The organism is Bacillus sp. ISL-78 (assembly GCF_018613455.1).
GTDB classification, from domain to species: domain Bacteria; phylum Bacillota; class Bacilli; order Bacillales; family DSM-1321; genus Peribacillus; species Peribacillus frigoritolerans.
In genome coordinates, this window is sequence record NZ_JAGGQC010000008.1 from 179492 (window position 1) to 197443 (window position 17952).

Sequence of the window (17952 nt, forward strand, 5' to 3'; positions counted from 1 at the left end):
GCACGTATTCCCGAACGATGGTTTCAGTTTTTACAGCTTACATTGACAATGAAGCGATTACATTTTAGAATTGTTTATAAAGAGAAACATTGTTTTATATATGAAACGTTTATGAGGATTATGTGCTCGCTACAAGAAAGTAAACTTGAATGGAACCGATCTTTGGATAACCGTTCATCACGTTTAAAAGATATCAGAAGGGGTGGAGACAATGGGCATGGCTTTAAAAGATAAAGTCGTTTTGATTACAGGGGGCGCTTCTGGAATAGGTGAAGCGGTCACACGCCGTTTTATACAAGAAGGAGCAAAAGTGAGCATTATCGGCCGCTCTAAAGACACATTAGCGAAAATGAAAGGAGAATTTGGTGAAAATATCCTGACTTATCAGGGAGATGTAAGCAAATACGAAGACAATGAGCAAGCGGTCCAAGCTACTGTTGAGCAATTCGGAAAGTTAGATGTCTTCGTTGCGAATGCAGGCGTGTTCGATGGATTTGCCAAATTTGCCGATGTGACTCCCGAGGCGCTTTCCGAAGCGTATGATTTCCTATTCAATATTAACGTAAAGGGCTCGTTTTTCGGAGCTAAAGCTGCTCTTGAAGAACTGAAAAAAAACAAACGGCAATATTATTTTTACCGTGTCCGGTGCAAGTTTTTACCCAGATGGCGGCGGTGTTTGGTACACAGCGAGCAAACACGCCCAAATTGGATTGATGCGCCAGCTTGCATTCGAACTATCTCCTTCCATCCGGGTAAATGCGGTAGCTCCAGGGGGGACATTGACAGCACTCACGGTGATTCCGCCGCTGCGTCCATTTGTGAAAGTCGTCGATAATGATACGAAAGCAAGCAACATTAAAAAACGGAATATTCTTCAACTTGCCCAGATGCCGGAAGATCACGTTGCGGCGTATGTACTGTTAGCTTCTGACGAATCACGCGCAATCACCGGTGAAGTCATTTCCAGCGACGGCGGATTGTCCGTGCGGGGCCTTGGCTAAGCTAGAGAGGTATTTGAATATGTTAGCTGGTAAGACGGGAAGGTAAGGCAATTTTTCCTGCCTGTCTTCAAGAAAGGAAGCACTTTCTTTATAGGGGTCTCAAGCATAAAAAATAGTAAATCATTCTCTAATTTAAGAAAGTTATTTCAAGTTTGGGTGCTTTAAGAGTTAGAGACTTACCTTTAGAAGGGGACTGATCGTATGCCATTCGTAAAAGTAGAAGATTTAAGTATTCATTATGAAATAGAAGGTAATGGAGAACCTTTAGTATTATTGCATGGTATGAGCAATAATTCACAGTCATGGAAGGAACAAATCCAGGAATTAAAGGAGCATTATACAGTAATCGCATGGGATGCGCCGGGTTATGGGAAAAGTTCAGATCCAGCAGAAGAATATAGAAATTTTAAAGAGTTCGCACGTATTCTGAACGGCATGCTAGATCAGCTAAAGCTGGAAAAAATCCATCTGCTCGGCCATTCAATGGGAGCTGCAATTGCGATAGAGTTCTGTAGCCTGTACCCTAATAAGGTTAATAAACTTATATTAGCAGATTCGACGAGGGGGGCTGCTGCTCTATCCCCAGAAGAGAACGAGACGAAATTGAAAAATCGATTATTTTCAATTGAAAACCTTTCTACTGAGGAGATAGCGGAAAAGAGAATACAAGCACTGCTATCCCCCCATGCTTCAGAAAATGTCCATACACGAGTCAAAGAGATTATGACACAGATAAGACCGGCAGGATACCGTTCGGTAGCATATTCACTTTATCATCTAAATCAAATGAGTATGTTATCTCATATAGTTGTTCCTGTTCTTGTGGTTTGTGGTGAGTTGGATACTGTAACTCCTATTAAGGAATCAGAAGCCATTCATGAAAAGCTAATAAACTCCCGGCTAGTGATTATTCCAGATGGCGGACATTTGTGTTACCAGGAAAATCCAAGGAAGTTTAATTCGAGCATTTTGGAATTTTTGAACGGTAATGAGTAAGGAAAAGACAGGCTGAGATTTAAGAGGGGAAGGAACAGGAAAAATGGCTAATTATACAATCGTGGATAAAGAAACGTGTATTGCTTGCGGAGCTTGTGGTGCTTCTGCTCCGGATATTTATGATTATGATGAAGAAGGGATTGCGTTCGTTTTATTGGATAATAATGTTGGGGCAGCGATTATACCTGAAGAACTTGAGGAAGATATGATAGATGCTTCAGAAGGATGTCCAACCGATTCTATAAAAGTGGCTCAAGCAGCATTTGATGGTAACCCTAATAAATTTGAATAAGATTTATAGATTCTATGGGGGTATTTGTAACTGATTTATGGATTTTAAAACTAAGGAAACTGACGTCACTAGTTAGTTTTTTTGAAAGGATGGATATTCACAGATCTTATCATTTTTAGAACCGGAAAAATTGGAATGACGAGTGGAAACATTATAAGTTTATCCCTTACAGCCAGTAATTCACGTTAAGTATGAACAACCAACCTAGAAGAACAAGGAGTGATTGCATTGACAGAAGAAAAGAAGGTCTATGACATAACCATTATTGGTGGCGGCCCAGTTGGCTTGTTTACTGCGTTCTATGGCGGAATGAGGCAAGCGAAGGTGAAAATCCTTGAAAGTCTTCCTCAATTGGGTGGACAGCTTTCGGCTCTTTACCCCGAAAAATTCATTTATGATATAGCTGGTTTTCCAAAAGTAAGGGCGCAGGAATTGATAGAGAATTTAAAAGAACAAATGAAAGTATTCGAACCAACCATTTGTCTTGAAGAAGCAGTTGAACAAATGGAAAAGCAAGCAGACGGAACATTTAAGATCACCACAAACCTCGATACTCATTTCTCTAAATCAGTGATCATTACTGCTGGAAATGGAGCCTTTCAGCCTCGTAAACTAGAATTGGAAGATTCAACACAGTTCGAAAATAAGAATTTGCATTATTTCGTGAATGATATGAACCGATTTAAAGGAAGAAAAGTGGTGATTCTAGGCGGTGGGGATTCTGCTGTTGATTGGGCCCTTATGTTAGAGCCGATTGCCGAAAAGGTAACATTGATACACAGAAGAGATAAATTCCGTGCCCATGAGCATAGTGTAGAAAAATTAGTGAATTCCGCTGTTGAGGTCAAAACACCTTATATACCCTCCGAATTGGTAGGAACAGATCACATTACTCAAATAGTTTTAGAACACGCAAAGACTCAACAAAAAGAAGTGGTTGACGTAGATGATTTAATTATAAATTACGGCTTTGTCTCTTCTCTTGGAGCGATTAAAGAATGGGGTCTAAACATCAATAAAAATGCAATTATCGTTAATTCCAAACAAGAAACAAATATTTCAGGCATATACGCAGCTGGGGATATTTGTACGTATGATGGAAAGGTTAAATTAATTGCTTCCGGATTTGGTGAAGGTCCTACGGCAGTTAACAATGCCAAAGCCTATATTGATCCTTTGGCGAAAGTTCAGCCGCTTCATAGTACTTCATTATTTGGATGACCTCTTTCTAACAACAAGACTTTTCTTAAGAAAAAGAATCTTAAATACATAGGCTGGGTCCCTTATGTAAAAAGTGATGGATAGGGGTTCTCGATTGTCCGGTTTAAATCGAAAAAAAGGAAAGTTGATATATTTTGAAGCTATACATGTTTTGATGCTTAACAAGGGAACAGGTTAATATGACTTTTTAGATTGGTTTAAGTAACGCCCCTATAGAGATTTTACATAATATTAATCTTTATAAAAGTTACAGGTAATACGGATCAAAAATAAGCACACGGTTTCTTATAAGGTTTTCATAAGTTATATAAGGGGGAACACCCCGTCGCCAATAAGTAGTTTAAAAGGTGAAATTATCCAATATTAACAGCCCCGTTTCTCAGTGTCATAAAAAGAGAAATGGGGCTTTTTAACTCCGATAAGTATCATTCATTTTACTATAATTACCTCGCTTCGCAGCAATTACCCAACCAAGAATCTTATATTTTGCTAAAATCATCATCATTCTCTAACGTTTTCAAAATATGCTTAGCCAGAATTGAGGCATCCGTGTTTTTCCAAACTGCCGATATCGAACTGGTTAATTCCAAGTTTTCGATGTTCAAGGCTTTGATTTGGCTTATTCCCAACAAACTCACCATATCTTTCGGCATGAGGGCTACGCCTAAGTTATTTGATATTAGATTGGCAATCGTCAGTAATTCAGAGCCTTTGCATAATTCTTTAGGTGAAAATCCAGCCGTCAGACAAGCCTTTTCCAAAAGGAATTGAAGGGAGTGTGCTTGAACGGCATCATAATGGATAAAAGGTTCGTCTTTTGCTTCGTATAAATTTATGGCCTCTTTTTGGGCCAGTGGATGATCAATGGAGACGACTAATTGTAAAGGGAACCTCATGAATTCAATCATGCTTAATCCTTCATTGGCGATGATGTCACCGTGAATGGGCGTTCGGATGAAACCGATGTGATAATTTTGTTGGTTTACGAGTTTTACTGCTCTTGAAGATGTTGTTTCATGCACGTAAAACTCTGTTTCCGGGTATTGCTCCACGATCTTTTTCAATAACTTTGGGATATATATACTAGCTGCGGAGGGTACGGTAGCAATCTTAAGTTTAGGCTTGGGGATGGTTTTGTTTTCAACTATGTAATTCACTGTTTTCTCGATATCTTCAAAGGAAGGCGCAAGCTTTTTATAGATGTATTCTCCTTCTTCCGTTAATGTAATTTTTCTTGTCGTTCGATTCAATAGTTTAAAGCCTAATTGTTTTTCGAGGGATGAAATCTGTTGGCTAAGTCCGGGCTGGGATATATGCAGGGTTTTGGAAGCCTCACTGAAACTAAGATGGTTGGAAACCTCTATGAAATAGCGGAGGGATAGGTAATTCAAACAATCACCCACTTCAGTCGGATTTGAAAATACAAGGTTAAGAAAGGGGAGACTTTTAATTTCCTCCCAAACAAAATCTGTAATTTTATAACATCTACTTATAAGTTTATAACAATAATATATTTCTAAAATGGAAGAGTCAATATTATCCTTAAAGAAAGGAATAATAAGTAATAAACGGTAAAATATTACTATTGGATAGCGGATTTCCCTTGTTTTTAATAGGTTTTTGTACACATTTAAGCTTGGTGTTTTAATTTCTATAAAACTTATTAAAGTATTACTAGTTCTTATGGATGATGTGTCTAATTTTGTAAAAAAAGGGAAAGTGAGTCGGTCGGTAGAATAATAACATTATCATCTTTTGCAGATGATGAATATACATGAGGGGGGATTTTTATGAAAACATTTCATAAGTGCTTTTTATTGGTCATGATTTTGACGGTCACCGGTATTATCACGGCTTGTAAAGACAGTAATGAAGGTGCCTCAGGAAGCGGTAACAAAAACTTGAGCCTGTTGACTGGTGGAACGGGAGGTACATACTATCCTCTTGGAGGACAAATTGGAAAAATCATTTCCGATAAAACAAAAGCGAATATAACACCTCAGACATCTGGCGCCTCAGCCGAAAACATGGAAACATTAAGGGTTGGAGAGGCTGAAATCGCCTTTTCGCAAACGGATATCGCGGCATATGCAATTGAAGGAACAGAAATGTTCGATGGGAAACCCATTGACAATATAATGGCGATCAGCTCCTTATATCCTGAAACTGTTCAAATTGTAACGACTGCGAAAAGCGGAATTAAATCAATCGAGGATTTAAAGGGTAAAAAGGTATCGGTAGGTGCTCCGGGTTCTGGTGCATACATTAATGCCATGCAAATCCTGGAGATTCATGGTTTGTCTGAAAAAGATATTAAAGGTCAAAATCTATCTTTTGATGAGTCGACTGAAGGAATCCAAGCAGGCAATATTGACGCAGCTTTCATCACGGCAGGCACGCCTACTGGTGCAGTCGAGGCGCTGTCCGTCCAGAATGATATCATGGTCCTGCCTATTGCAGAGGACAAAATTCAAGCATTGGTTAAAAAGTATCCATACTATGCTGAAGATACCATTCCAAGTGGAACGTACAAAATCAATTCCGAGGTTAAAACAGTTGCAGTTAAAGCGATGTTAGTGGTTACAAAGGATCTTGATAAAGATTTAGTTTATGAAATGACTAAAGCTATATATGAAAACACAGATCAAATCACACATGCAAAAGGCAAGTTCCTTACAGCAGAAACTGCACTTGAAGGATTAGGGGATATGGAAGTGCATCCTGGGGCAGCAAAATACTTTAAAGAAAAAGGTGTTTCCAAGTAATGCAATTGGGTCGGTAGCTCGCTTTATGTGGCCTATCGGCTTCATTTTTTTCTAAATGGGACACTTGTTGTGAAAGGGGTGCCTATGATATTCAAGAAATTCATGGCTTTTCTTATACCTCTGCTCATCGCTTTTTTATTCTTTTTTCCTTATAAGCATGTAATAGCCTTTTCCTTCGAGGACCAAGGGGAATTAGTCGCATACTTTCCTTTGAAAAAAGAAAAAGAATTCAAGATTAAATATACACACTCCATCCACCTCACAGATGTTTTGGAATCATATCGGTTATCGGATAAGCAAATCGAACAAACCGAACTTGCCTATGATGATTTTGCGGTCGGTATGCCTTCCAATGCAGAGGGTGAGGAAGTGTTTGAAGTAAAAGACGGTACCTACTTCATAAAAAATATGCAACGCACTTTCACCTATATAGATTTACGGGTAGGACAAGTTAAAGCCAATCATCGATTAATATATGATGAAAAAACATACACATTGGCAGACTTTATGGAACCAGGGACATGGGTCAGGATTTCATCGGAAAGAATTTCATTGTGGGAACAGTTGAAGGGAGTGAAGATTAGTGGCTGATAATGAAAAAATCAAATATTTAACCGAAGCAGAGCAGCAGGAGTTATTGGAAAAATATGATCCAGAAGCCGGGACAAGGAAATTAACTGGTGTCTTGGGCCACATTGCGTTTTTTGGACTCCTGGCTTTTTCGCTATTCCAATTATATACTGCCATATTTGGCGTTTTTACAGCACAAATCCAACGGACGATACATTTAGGGTTTGCACTCTCCTTGGTATTTTTACTATTTCCCGCAAACCGGAAGAAGCGTGAAAAAGGAAAGTTTCAAATTGCCTGGTACGATATCATTTTAGCGATCCTTAGTATTGGGGTAGGTGCATATTGGCCCTTATTTTTCGAAGATATCGTCATGAATGTAGGGCGTTTGGGCGTATTGGATTTTGCGGTCGGTTTTATGGCCATTCTGCTGGTTTTGGAAGCAACCAGGCGTGCAGTTGGTCTTCCTATCATGGTCATTGCTATATTATTCATTTTCTATGGTATTTTTGGACAGTATATGCCAGGATTCCTTGCTCATCGCGGTTTGACTCTGGAGCGTCTGGTGCAAACGATGTTCTTCTCGACAGAGGGAATTTTGGGTACTCCGTTAGCGGTGTCATCGACATTCATCTTCCTATTTTTACTGTTTGGATCATTTCTGGTCCGAACAGGCGTCGGTCAATACTTTAATGATCTTTCTACAGCCATTGCCGGCAGAAGGATAGGGGGACCTGCAAAGGTTGCGATTTTTTCCAGTGCTCTTCAAGGAACGATTAGCGGGAGCTCAGTGGCTAATGTTGTCACATCAGGAGCATTTACGATACCGATGATGAAAAATCTTGGATATAAGAAGGAATTTGCCGGGGCAGTGGAGGCGGCTGCTTCAACAGGCGGGCAATTGATGCCTCCGGTGATGGGGGCAGCGGCATTCTTGATGGTTGAGTTCATTGGGAATGGAATTACGTATTGGGATATAGCAAAGGCGGCAGCGATTCCAGCTATCCTTTATTTTTCAGGAATTTGGATCATGACCCATTTTGAAGCGAAACGACTTGGGCTGCGAGGGTTAACTCAAGAAGAGATGCCAAGTAAAAAGGAAGTGTTCGGCAAGTTTTATTTACTAATACCGATTCTTGCCATTATCATTTTGCTCATGATGAATATCACGGTAACACATGCAGCACTATATTCCATTGCCATCTCGGTTCTTGTAGGTTTCATTAACAAGGATGTCCGCATGAAATTCATCGATATCATTTATGCATTGGTGGATGGAGCCCGGACAGCACTTGCGGTTGCAGCTGCAACCGCAGCAGCGGGCATCATTGTCGGTATCGTCACGAAAACTGGGCTAGGACTTAAGCTGGCTAATGGGTTGATCGATTTATCTGGTGGATATTTGATTCCAACACTGATGCTCACTATGGTAGCGGCACTTATATTAGGTATGGGTTCACCTACGACTGCCAATTATGTAATCACCTCGACGATTGCAGCGCCTGCGATAATTTTGCTTGGTGTTCCTGATCTATCTGCACATTTATTCGTTTTCTATTTTGGCATTATAGCAGATATAACTCCTCCAGTTGCTTTAGCGGCATTTGCAGCGGCAGGGGTAGCGGGAGGTGAGCCGATAAAAACGGGGATTGAGTCATCGAAACTTGCCATCGCCGCATTCATCATTCCATATATTTTTGTTCTCTCCCCGCAAATGCTAATGATCGATACAACTTGGATGGAGGTTGCGTGGGTCGTTTTTACAGCAATGTCCGGCATGATTGCCATCGGTGCGGGGGTCATAGGTTACTGGATGAGGGGGATGCACTGGGTAGAAAGAGTCCTCGCCATAATCGTAGGTTTACTATTGATCTATCCTGAAACAATATCGGACATCATTGGGATATCCGCTTTTATTGTGTTACTGGCTTTACAATATCTTTGGAAGAGTGACAATCACGATAGCTCCAAAATCTTGGAAAATAACCAAAGCATTGAGAAAAATTGAGCCTCAATCCGGAAGTGAAGGGTACAGCTGTACCATTCAGGGGGTGATTTTTTGAAGTGAAACATCATTGAGAACGCAACGCCAAATGGGAATGTGCAGACTGTTTTTTATCGAGACAACCAGCATATTCCCACTAGAGAATTCTGCTCGTATCCACCAGCCTTATGATTAAACCCTAATTTGTTTTATTTTGAAAGGAGACTAATTCATGAAATTTTTAAAAAGTTTTATTTTAGTTACTTTCAGTTTCTTTTGTATGATCACACCGGCTTTTGCAAGTGTTCCTGGAGTGGATGGGTCAATGGGAAAGGGTTTTACAAATGGAATCGTATCAGTTTCTCATCCGTTAGCGGCTGAAGCGGGTATAGAGATACTAAAACAAGGTGGAAATGCAGTCGACGCAGCAGCTGCCATTCAATTATCATTAAATGTAGTTGAGCCAATGATGTCTGGAATCGGCGGCGGTGGTTTTATCATGATTTATAATAAAAAGGAAAATAAAATAACGATGATCGAAAATCGCGAAATGGCACCTCAAAATGTTACGCCTGAACTTTTTTTAGATGAAAAGGGAAAACCTATTCCTTTTAGTAAGCGGCACACATCAGGAAAAGCGGTTGCAGTTCCTGGGACACTGATGGGGGTGGAGACTTCTCTTGAGAAATATGGAACATTGAAATTATCACAAGTCACTGGCCCGGCCATTAAACAGGCTGAAGAAGGGATAAAAGTCAATTGGGCAACGGCACAATATATCGATGAAAATGTAACAAAGCTTAAAAATAACCAAGCGGCTGCAAAAGTTTTTGTACCAGACGGAAAGCCGTTGGAAGAGGGAGACACCCTCGTTCAGCCAGATCTGGCAAAGACTCTTAAGTTAATAAAAAAACAAGGTTCTGACGTTTTTTATAAAGGTGAAATCGGGGAGGCGCTTACCAAAGAAGTACAAAAGCGTGAAGGAACAATGACAACTGAGGATTTGGAAAACTATGAAGTGAAAGAGAGAGAGCCGATTAAATCGGAATATAGGGGATTTGAAGTGGTAGGGGCAGCTTCACCAAGCTCAGGCAGTTTGACTGTGCTGCAAATCCTGGAGCTTATGGAAGGATACGATGTGGAAAAGATGGGGGCGAACTCACCTGAGTATCTTCATCATCTAACCGAAGCCATGCATCTTGCTTTTGCCGATCGCGCTGCCTATATGGCGGATGAAGATTTTTATGATGTACCAACAGAAGGACTACTAGATGAAGATTATATTAAAGAAAGAAGAAAACTCATCAATCCAAATAGATCAACAGCTGATGTCAAAGCAGGCGATCTATGGAAGTATGAGGGCAAAGAACCCACTGCAATGAAGATGGTAAATGAAGAGAAAACCCCAATCGGACAAACGACTCACTTTTCTGTAATGGATAAGTGGGGAAATATGGTTGCTTATACGACTACAATCGAGCAAGTATTCGGCTCAGGTATCATGGTACCGGATTATGGTTTCATGCTAAATAATGAAATGACGGATTTTGATGCCACACCGGGTGGAGTTAACCAGGTGGAACCAGGAAAAAGACCAAGAAGCAGTATGTCCCCGACTTTCGTTTTAAAAGATGGAAATCCCTTCATGGCCATTGGTTCTCCAGGAGGAGCGACGATAATCGCATCGGTATCAGAAACGATCATGAACGTGCTTGATCATAAAATGCTCATTCAAGATGCCATATATAAGCCACGTATTTATTCAGCTGGTTATCCGACAGTTAGGTGGGAACCGGGAATTGAACAAAATACAAGGCTGGAGTTAATGGCAAAAGGCCATGTTTATGAAGAAAAACCGCAACATATCGGAAATGTGCAAGCTGTTATTTATGATTATGAAAAGGGAAAAATGTATGGAGGAGCCGATAATACGAGAGAAGGAACTGTTCAAGGTGTGTATAATGTTTCCCATAAATCGAAAAAGCCAAAAGAAATAAAAGAAGAAAAAAAGGGACCGTTTACCTTAAAAGTGAATGGAGCCGTTTATCCTTATACAGCTGATCAAATGAAATTGATCGAGGAAAAACCCTATATCCAATCAGATAAATTGCTACTAGGTTTGGGTGTAATCCAAACAGGGGATTTAGAATCATTTAAACCAGATAAAAAATCTTATCTACCTGTGTTAAGAGTAGCGAAATCATTAGGGTATAAAACAAAATGGAACGAAAAAGACAAAGAGGCACTATTGGAAAAAGATCAGGCGGATATTGAAGATCCGGACGAAGATGGCAGTGTCACGAATTGATTGTTTTTCTAAGTCTGCTCGGGAACTTGAATACTAAGTGAACCTAAACTTGACAACACCAGAAATCTCTATGTATAGAGAGGTCTGGTGTTGTTTTTTAGTCATATGAAATGGTAGAGAGATAATCAGCCCGTTGAACGAAGGTTCCTGAAAAGCCCTCCTGAACCATTTCCTGCGACTCCTCGTAAGTTTTGATTTTCTCCCGGTTGGGGATACAGGTGCCCTAATCACCGAAGTATTGTTTTACCTCCATGCTCGGTGAATGTAAAAGTATTGAGAGTTTCCAATGGCCAGTTGTCGTTAAAAGGAGCACGTACGATGTTACCCATTTCATCAGAAAAGAAAGAGGTGTAAACGAGTTTATCCGGGGCATTCACTTCATGATAAACAAATTTGACCCACATTACATAAACATCAGGGGATGTCTGGCTGTAATGGAAGACACCTTCCTTTAGAAGCTCAAACTTAGAAATATCAAAAGACTATCCTTTTGGGCCCCACCAGTTCTGCAGATGTTCTGATTCGGTAAAAGCCTTAAATACAAGCTCAGGAGGAGCATTGAAACTGTGGGTGATTTCGGTTTTTGAAATCATTTTATGTCGAGTCTTTCTTACCGTATTTCACAATACTGTTCAAACCAAATGTTTAATGCTAAAGGGCTCTGGACGAAGCTTGTAAATTCGACGAATTGCTTCCGCATAAATTCCACTACTCCCGATTTGTGAAGCCCGCTTATATATTTGGATGCCGATGGGTCCCGAATCTGAAGTCGTTCTGCATATTCTCCCGCGGTGAAAGGGCCGTTTCCATGGAGTTCACCATGCCCACTCGAAGAGTAATTAATAAGGTAGTATTCATCTTTACCCCACGATTTATTAGAATTATAGTCCTTTGGGTGAGATATAAACAAACAGGAATATTCCCGTCAAATAATATAGAAGAAATGTATTGTTGTCCTACATGAGGCGGTACCAAAAATATCCTTCCCCTAAAATGAAAAATGAGCGCTGATCCTTGTTCAGGGATAGTGCCGCATTGTGGATATCATTATAGGTTTTGTTGATGAAATCACGTTCTATATTTGGAAACCGTTTACCATGCTGTACGTCGAGAATATAACAATGCCATTTTTGTGCATAATGATATAGGTTTAAGTTTTATTTTAAAAAAGAACGATCAGAAGTTTTTATTTGGAAACAGAACTAATGTTCGTGTATGCTTGTAACGATGATAATCTTGGTACCGGTTATTATTAAGGAATCCAATCTTGATTCAAAGGAGAATGAAAATGATTAAACCATATTTAATGTTTAACAGAGAATGTGAAGAGGCTTTCAAACTGTATATTGAGGCATTTGGCGGGGAACTTATTGCTATGCAAAAATATAGTGAAATCCCATCAAGCCCAGACTTTCCTGTTGAAGAGAGTGATAAAGACCTTGTTCTTTACTCACAATTAAGGTTAACAGAAGATGGAATTATAATGGGTTCTGATTCAAACCGTAAATTGAATGATAGTGACAAAGTGGTTGTAAGTGTGGAGCTTAACTCGGAGGAACAAGCTAGAAAGGCATGGAACATATTAAAAGAAGAGGGATCCGTACAAATGGATCTTCATGAAACATTCTTTGCGAAACTTCACGGTTCGTTGAAGGATAAATTTGATGTTTCATGGATGTTTACTGTCAATTAAAACTATTCTTGAATCTAAACCAGAAGACATCCTTCTTTGTAAAGTCTTTACTATTATTTGGGAAGGTGTAAATTTCAATAATCTCCATTACTGCTCGGACGCTTTAATGGAGTATCTAAAAAAGCCCGATTTCTTAATGCTAAGAAACCGGACTTTTTACTATTGGAGTTTATTAAGGTTGTACATCCGTATTTCCCCTTACGCAGCAATAAATGATTGGATATTTGGAAATCATTTTTGTGAGTTGTTTTGTAAACAGGGGTTTTCTGACTTTGCATTTACTACAATTGTGGTCATGGAAATACATTGAAAAATATGAGAAACTGTGATAGATTAATATAGATACGCTGATTTTATATTTTGTATAAATTATACCCTATTATAATTATACAGCATAAAATCCTTTTCTGTCAATCCCTTTTTAAAGGAGTGTTTGATATGAACATGGAACTTCGCTAGGACCAAGATCGATTGGACAGCGTGATTGCTTGATAACATGAATGATTTTTGTCATATGATTCAATGGGAGGGAAATAAATGAAACCATATGTACTGGATTTTCGGGAGATCGATAAAACGAAACAAATGGTGGTCGGTGGCAAAGGGATGAATTTGGGCGAATGCTCGAGGATTGATGGAATTCTTGTACCAGAAGGATTTTGTGTTACTACTGAGGCATTTAAAAGAGTCATTGGGGAAAATGATGAGCTTCATCAATTACTCGATCAGCTTGCAGTACAAAAAGTGGACGAACGAAAAAGAATAAGTGAAATTAGCAGGAAGATTCGTGATCTGATTGAGGGAATCGAGATCGACAAGGAGATCGAAGAAGATATCGACCGATGTCTCTTAACTTTTGGCTTCGAGCATGCATATGCTGTTCGTTCTAGCGCTACAGCCGAAGATCTTCCATTTGCCTCCTTTGCAGGTCAACAGGATACCTATCTAAACATCAAAGGAAAAGATGCAATTTTACAATATATTAGTAAGTGCTGGGCTTCACTATTTACTGATCGTGCTGTGATTTACCGAATGCAAAACGGATTTGACCATCGCAAGGTTTATCTGTCTGTTGTTATACAAAGGATGGTTTTTCCGCAAGCTTCCGGAATACTATTTACAGCTGATCCAGTTTCCTCAAACCGCAAGGTGCTTTCGATCGATGCTAGCTTTGGGCTGGGTGAGGCACTTGTCTCTGGCTTAGTGTCTGCGGACAATTATAAAGTGCAAGAAGGTAGGATTGTGGAGAAGAACATTTCTGCCAAAAAGTTGGCTATATATACACGAAAAGAAGGCGGAACGGTGGAAAAGGAAATTGAATCGGGGCAGCAGGTTTTATCGACCCTGTCAGATGAGCAGGTGTTGGGGCTTGAAAGGATCGGCAGAAAGCTTGAAGCGCATTTTGGCTGGCCGCAAGATATCGAATGGTGTTTGGTTGGTGATACATTTTATATTGTCCAGAGCCGTCCAATCACTACTTTATACCCCATCCCTGAAGCGAATGATCAAGAGAATCACGTCTATGTATCTGTCGGTCATCAACAAATGATGACTGACGCCATGAAACCATTGGGATTATCTTTTTGGCTGTTGACGACTCCTGCACCCATGCGCATAGCTGGCGGAAGGTTGTTTGTAGATGTCACACATATGGTGACTTCACCTGACAGCAGAAAAATGTTAGTAGAGGCCATGGGACAACACGATCCGCTCATGAAAGATGCACTCATTAACATAATAGAGCGAGGGGATTTCATAAAATCCGTACCAAATGATAAGCAAGAACAGAATTCCGGTAAAAGCAATAAAAGTGTGCCGTCTGGACATTCTAGTGCACAAATTGAAAACGACCCGACAATCGTTTCTGATTTGATTAACCGTAGTCAAACATCGATAGAAGAATTAAAACAAAACATCCAAACGAAATCAGGATCGGATTTATTTGATTTCATTCTGGAAGATATCCAGATATTAAAGAAGATTTTATTTGACCCACAAAGTTCAGCTGTGTTTATGGCTGCTATAGATGCATCATCATGGATCAATGAAAAAATGAATAAGTGGTTAGGTGAAAAAAACGCAGCCGACACGCTTTCTCAATCTGTACCAAACAATATTACTTCAGAAATGGGTCTGGCGCTAATGGATGTCGCAGATGTGATACGTCCTTATCCAGAAGTAATTGATTATCTACAACAAGTAAAAGATGATAATTTTCTGGATGAACTGGTTAAGTTTGATGGTGGTCAGGAAACCCAGGATGCCATCTATGATTATCTCGGCAAATACGGAATGCGATGTGCTGGAGAAATCGATATTACTAAAATTCGTTGGAGCGAAAAGCCAACTACACTTGTCCCTGTGATACTTAGTAATATGAAAAACTTTGAGCCTAATGCTAGCAATCGAAAATTTGAGCAAGGGCGACAGGAAGCTTTGAAAAAAGAACAAGAGCTATTAGAACGATTGAAAAAATTACCGGATGGTGAACAAAAAGCCAAAGAAACAAAACGAATGATCAGCCTAATCCGAAATTTCATCGGTTATCGGGAATATCCAAAATACGGAATGGTTAACCGCTACTTCGTTTATAAGCAGGCTTTACTGAAGGAAGCCGAACAACTCGTGCAAGCCAACGTTATTCATGAAAAAGAAGATATATATTATCTCACTTTTGAAGAACTTCACGAAGTCGTACGCACAAATAAACTAGATTACCAGATGATCAGCAAACGAAAAGACGAGTACAAATTATATGAAAAACTAACTCCACCACGTGTTATCACGTCTGATGGTGAAATCATTGTAGGGGAATATAAACGAGACAATCTCATGGCCGAAGCTATTGTAGGCCTATCGGTTTCTTCCGGAGTTATAGAGGGCAGAGCACGCGTCATCTTAAACATGGAAGATGCAGATCTAGAAGATGGAGATATACTGGTTACAACCTTCACCGATCCTAGCTGGACACCATTATTTGTATCCATAAAAGGACTCGTCACCGAAGTTGGCGGACTGATGACCCATGGAGCAGTCATCGCACGCGAATATGGCTTACCTGCCGTGGTCGGTGTGGTAAATGCCACCAAGCTGATAAAAGATGGGCAACGTATTCGAGTAAATGGAACAGAAGGTTATATAGAAATACTATAATTCATTATATTTCAATCATAAGGAAGATCATTCGAATTAGGAGAATCATTGAAATAATGATGCTTTGCGGATTTTGGCAAAATCCCCTGTCACTAGGTCATATAAGGGGCCAGTAACTGAAAATTGATATTAAAGTTTAGTAAGGACATTTTGAGATCGAGCCTTCTGTTAAAGGTCGCTTTTATATGATGCCAAAGCCCAATTTCTCGCTTGCAACACGGGGGAATTGGGCTTTTTGTGGATTTTATTTATAGGCAAAATCGATAATTCCTTGCTAAATCTAATGGCTTGAGCAGCAATGTCGGATACGAGGAAGATATTCTCCAACAGATATATCTGTCAATATCATAAATTACGCTGAAAACGGCTATACCTTCTATAAAAATATTAAATTTTTGTATTGGTAATTATACATTATCTCCATTATAATTTTTAAGAAAGATATTTCGGAATTTTTAAAATAAAGGAGAAATTATGTATACTAACCCGACTTCAAAATATTGGAATGGAAGAATTGATTCCCAAACTGACCTCGAAAGCTTTAGATACCACCAAAGAGTGCGCTTGGCACCGATTTCGGAATTAGCCACCTCTTCCAATGCATCACGAACTTTTGGACTGATTGGCTTTAAATGTGATGAAGGCGTCAAAAGGAATAAAGGCAGGGTTGGTGCTGCCGAGGGTCCTGATCATATTAGGCAGTCGTTGGCAAAATTACCTTGTCATTTACCTTCCCAAACCGAGCTGGTGGATGCTGGCGATGTAATATGTGAAAGTACAGAGATGGAAGCCGCCCAATCTCAACTGGGATCAGCTGTTGCCCGGATTTTGGAGAGTAAAGCGATTCCTATCATACTTGGGGGAGGTCACGAAACCCTGTATGGCCATTATCTTGGGATTAGGAAATCCATTGGACCAAAAGCTAGACTAGGGATTATTAATATTGACGCTCACTTTGATATGAGACCTTATGAAAATGAAACTTCATCTGGCACGATGTTTAAGCAGATTTTGGACGAAGATCAAAGTTGTTGCTATTTATGTGTCGGAATTCAGAAGCAGGGGAATACGAAGGCACTGTTTGAAACTGCCGAGAGGAGTAAGGTTGACTACATATTGGAAGAAGATTTGTCATTATACGAAATGGATGAAACGAAGCGGAGGATAAATGAATTCGCTAAGGAAAATGACTATATCATGCTTACATTATGTACGGATGTTATTGATTCAGCATACGCACCTGGGGTAAGTGCACCATCGCCGTTTGGACTGGATCCGAAATTGGTCCGTGCCATTATTAGGCATATCGTATCGAATGAAAAGATCCTCTCATTTGATATCTCTGAGGTGAACCCTTCATTGGACGAAAATAATAAGACCGTTACATTGGCAGGGCATTTAATAAATGAGGTTTTGCTGCATTTTAAATAATGGACATGGGATAGCGGCAACTCCATTTCGGTCCTTCAAGTCTTTTCGTATTGACTGTTGTGGCTTTCCTCAATGTTATCTTCTGTATTAAAGCGAAAAACCTTTGACAGCACCCAGACTGTCCATGGATCATTCATGGACAGTCTTTTTTGTGCTTCCTTAAAAGGATTCATGGTCCCATGCATTGCTGCGTTCGACCATCTCTTACAAGTATAATGGCATGTACCAATCTAGGTTGAGGAACCATGACTCTGCCAGAGTTCCATACTGATACTTGTGGGCTTTTGGTTTATAATAACAACCATCTAGTGTTTTTGAGGAGGGATTCCATGAATGAATATAAAGTAACGGTAAGGAATGGCAGTACCTTAATTTTGTCGGAAATCATTAAAGCTGAAGATGAAAGGGAAGTCCTTGGCACTCTTTTGATTTCCAGCGAATTATTTAATCAACCATTTACCGATATCAGGATTTTAGAACGCTGATTTGTGCCTGCCCGTTCCATTTGATACACTGTAATAAATCTTAATACGGTAGG

General features: G+C 39.7%; 12 protein-coding genes and 2 pseudogenes. 12 read left to right on the top strand and 2 right to left on the bottom strand.

Annotation, left to right across the window (positions count from 1 at the left end; all coding sequences use genetic code 11):
• Window positions 1-217 precede the first annotated feature (217 nt).
• From J7I96_RS10690 to J7I96_RS10705, 4 genes and pseudogenes are all read left to right on the top strand, one after another.
• Window positions 218-1001: pseudogene (locus tag J7I96_RS10690) on the top strand (SDR family NAD(P)-dependent oxidoreductase).
• 201 nt (window positions 1002-1202) lie between these two features.
• On the top strand, window positions 1203-1997 hold the full coding sequence (locus J7I96_RS10695) for an alpha/beta fold hydrolase (protein WP_214767875.1): 795 nt from the start codon (window positions 1203-1205) through the stop codon (window positions 1995-1997).
• Between the two features lie 43 nt (window positions 1998-2040).
• Complete coding sequence (locus J7I96_RS10700; protein WP_214767877.1) at window positions 2041-2289, top strand: ferredoxin; 249 nt, start codon at window positions 2041-2043, stop codon at window positions 2287-2289.
• 228 nt (window positions 2290-2517) lie between these two features.
• A complete protein-coding gene (locus J7I96_RS10705) occupies window positions 2518-3510 on the top strand; it encodes an NAD(P)/FAD-dependent oxidoreductase (RefSeq protein ID WP_214767880.1) in 993 nt (330 codons plus the stop codon).
• A 479-nt stretch (window positions 3511-3989) separates the two neighbouring features.
• On the opposite strand, the gene J7I96_RS10710 is transcribed toward J7I96_RS10705, so the two are convergent.
• On the bottom strand, window positions 3990-4901 hold the full coding sequence (locus tag J7I96_RS10710; RefSeq protein ID WP_214923848.1) for a LysR family transcriptional regulator: 912 nt from the start codon (window positions 4899-4901) through the stop codon (window positions 3990-3992).
• 399 nt (window positions 4902-5300) lie between these two features.
• Between J7I96_RS10710 and J7I96_RS10715 the strand changes: the two genes are divergently transcribed.
• The 4 genes from J7I96_RS10715 (at window position 5301) to ggt (ending at window position 11137) form a co-directional block, all read left to right on the top strand.
• Window positions 5301-6275 (top strand): TAXI family TRAP transporter solute-binding subunit, encoded by a 975-nt coding sequence (locus tag J7I96_RS10715; RefSeq protein WP_214767886.1) that lies wholly within the window; start codon window positions 5301-5303, stop codon window positions 6273-6275.
• A gap of 84 nt (window positions 6276-6359) precedes the next feature.
• Complete coding sequence (locus J7I96_RS10720) at window positions 6360-6866, top strand: DUF1850 domain-containing protein (protein WP_214767889.1); 507 nt, start codon at window positions 6360-6362, stop codon at window positions 6864-6866.
• The gene (locus J7I96_RS10725; RefSeq protein WP_214767892.1) at window positions 6859-8853 is read left to right on the top strand and encodes a TRAP transporter permease; all 1995 of its coding nucleotides are present in this window, start codon (window positions 6859-6861) and stop codon (window positions 8851-8853) included. Before J7I96_RS10720 ends, J7I96_RS10725 begins: the two co-directional genes overlap by 8 nt.
• A 208-nt stretch (window positions 8854-9061) precedes the next feature.
• Window positions 9062-11137 (top strand): gamma-glutamyltransferase, encoded by a 2076-nt coding sequence (gene ggt, locus J7I96_RS10730; protein WP_214923846.1) that lies wholly within the window; start codon window positions 9062-9064, stop codon window positions 11135-11137.
• Window positions 11138-11364: 227 nt separating this feature from the next.
• On the opposite strand, the pseudogene J7I96_RS28780 reads toward ggt, so the two are convergent.
• Window positions 11365-11730, bottom strand: a pseudogene (locus tag J7I96_RS28780) (SRPBCC domain-containing protein).
• 695 nt (window positions 11731-12425) lie between these two features.
• Here J7I96_RS28780 and J7I96_RS10745 point away from each other — a divergent pair.
• From J7I96_RS10745 to J7I96_RS10760, 4 genes are all read left to right on the top strand, one after another.
• Window positions 12426-12830: a VOC family protein gene (locus J7I96_RS10745; RefSeq protein ID WP_214767911.1), complete on the top strand. Its 405-nt coding sequence runs from the start codon at window positions 12426-12428 to the stop codon at window positions 12828-12830.
• A gap of 537 nt (window positions 12831-13367) precedes the next feature.
• The gene (gene ppsA / locus J7I96_RS10750; RefSeq protein WP_214923844.1) at window positions 13368-15983 is read left to right on the top strand and encodes a phosphoenolpyruvate synthase; all 2616 of its coding nucleotides are present in this window, start codon (window positions 13368-13370) and stop codon (window positions 15981-15983) included.
• Window positions 15984-16457: 474 nt separating this feature from the next.
• Window positions 16458-17414 carry a formimidoylglutamase gene (hutG, locus tag J7I96_RS10755; protein ID WP_214767917.1) on the top strand — a complete coding sequence of 319 codons (957 nt, stop codon included), beginning with the start codon at window positions 16458-16460 and terminating at the stop codon, window positions 17412-17414.
• 329 nt (window positions 17415-17743) lie between these two features.
• Entirely contained in the window at window positions 17744-17899 is a 156-nt protein-coding gene (locus J7I96_RS10760) for a hypothetical protein (RefSeq protein WP_153246094.1), read from the top strand.
• Window positions 17900-17952 lie beyond the last annotated feature (53 nt).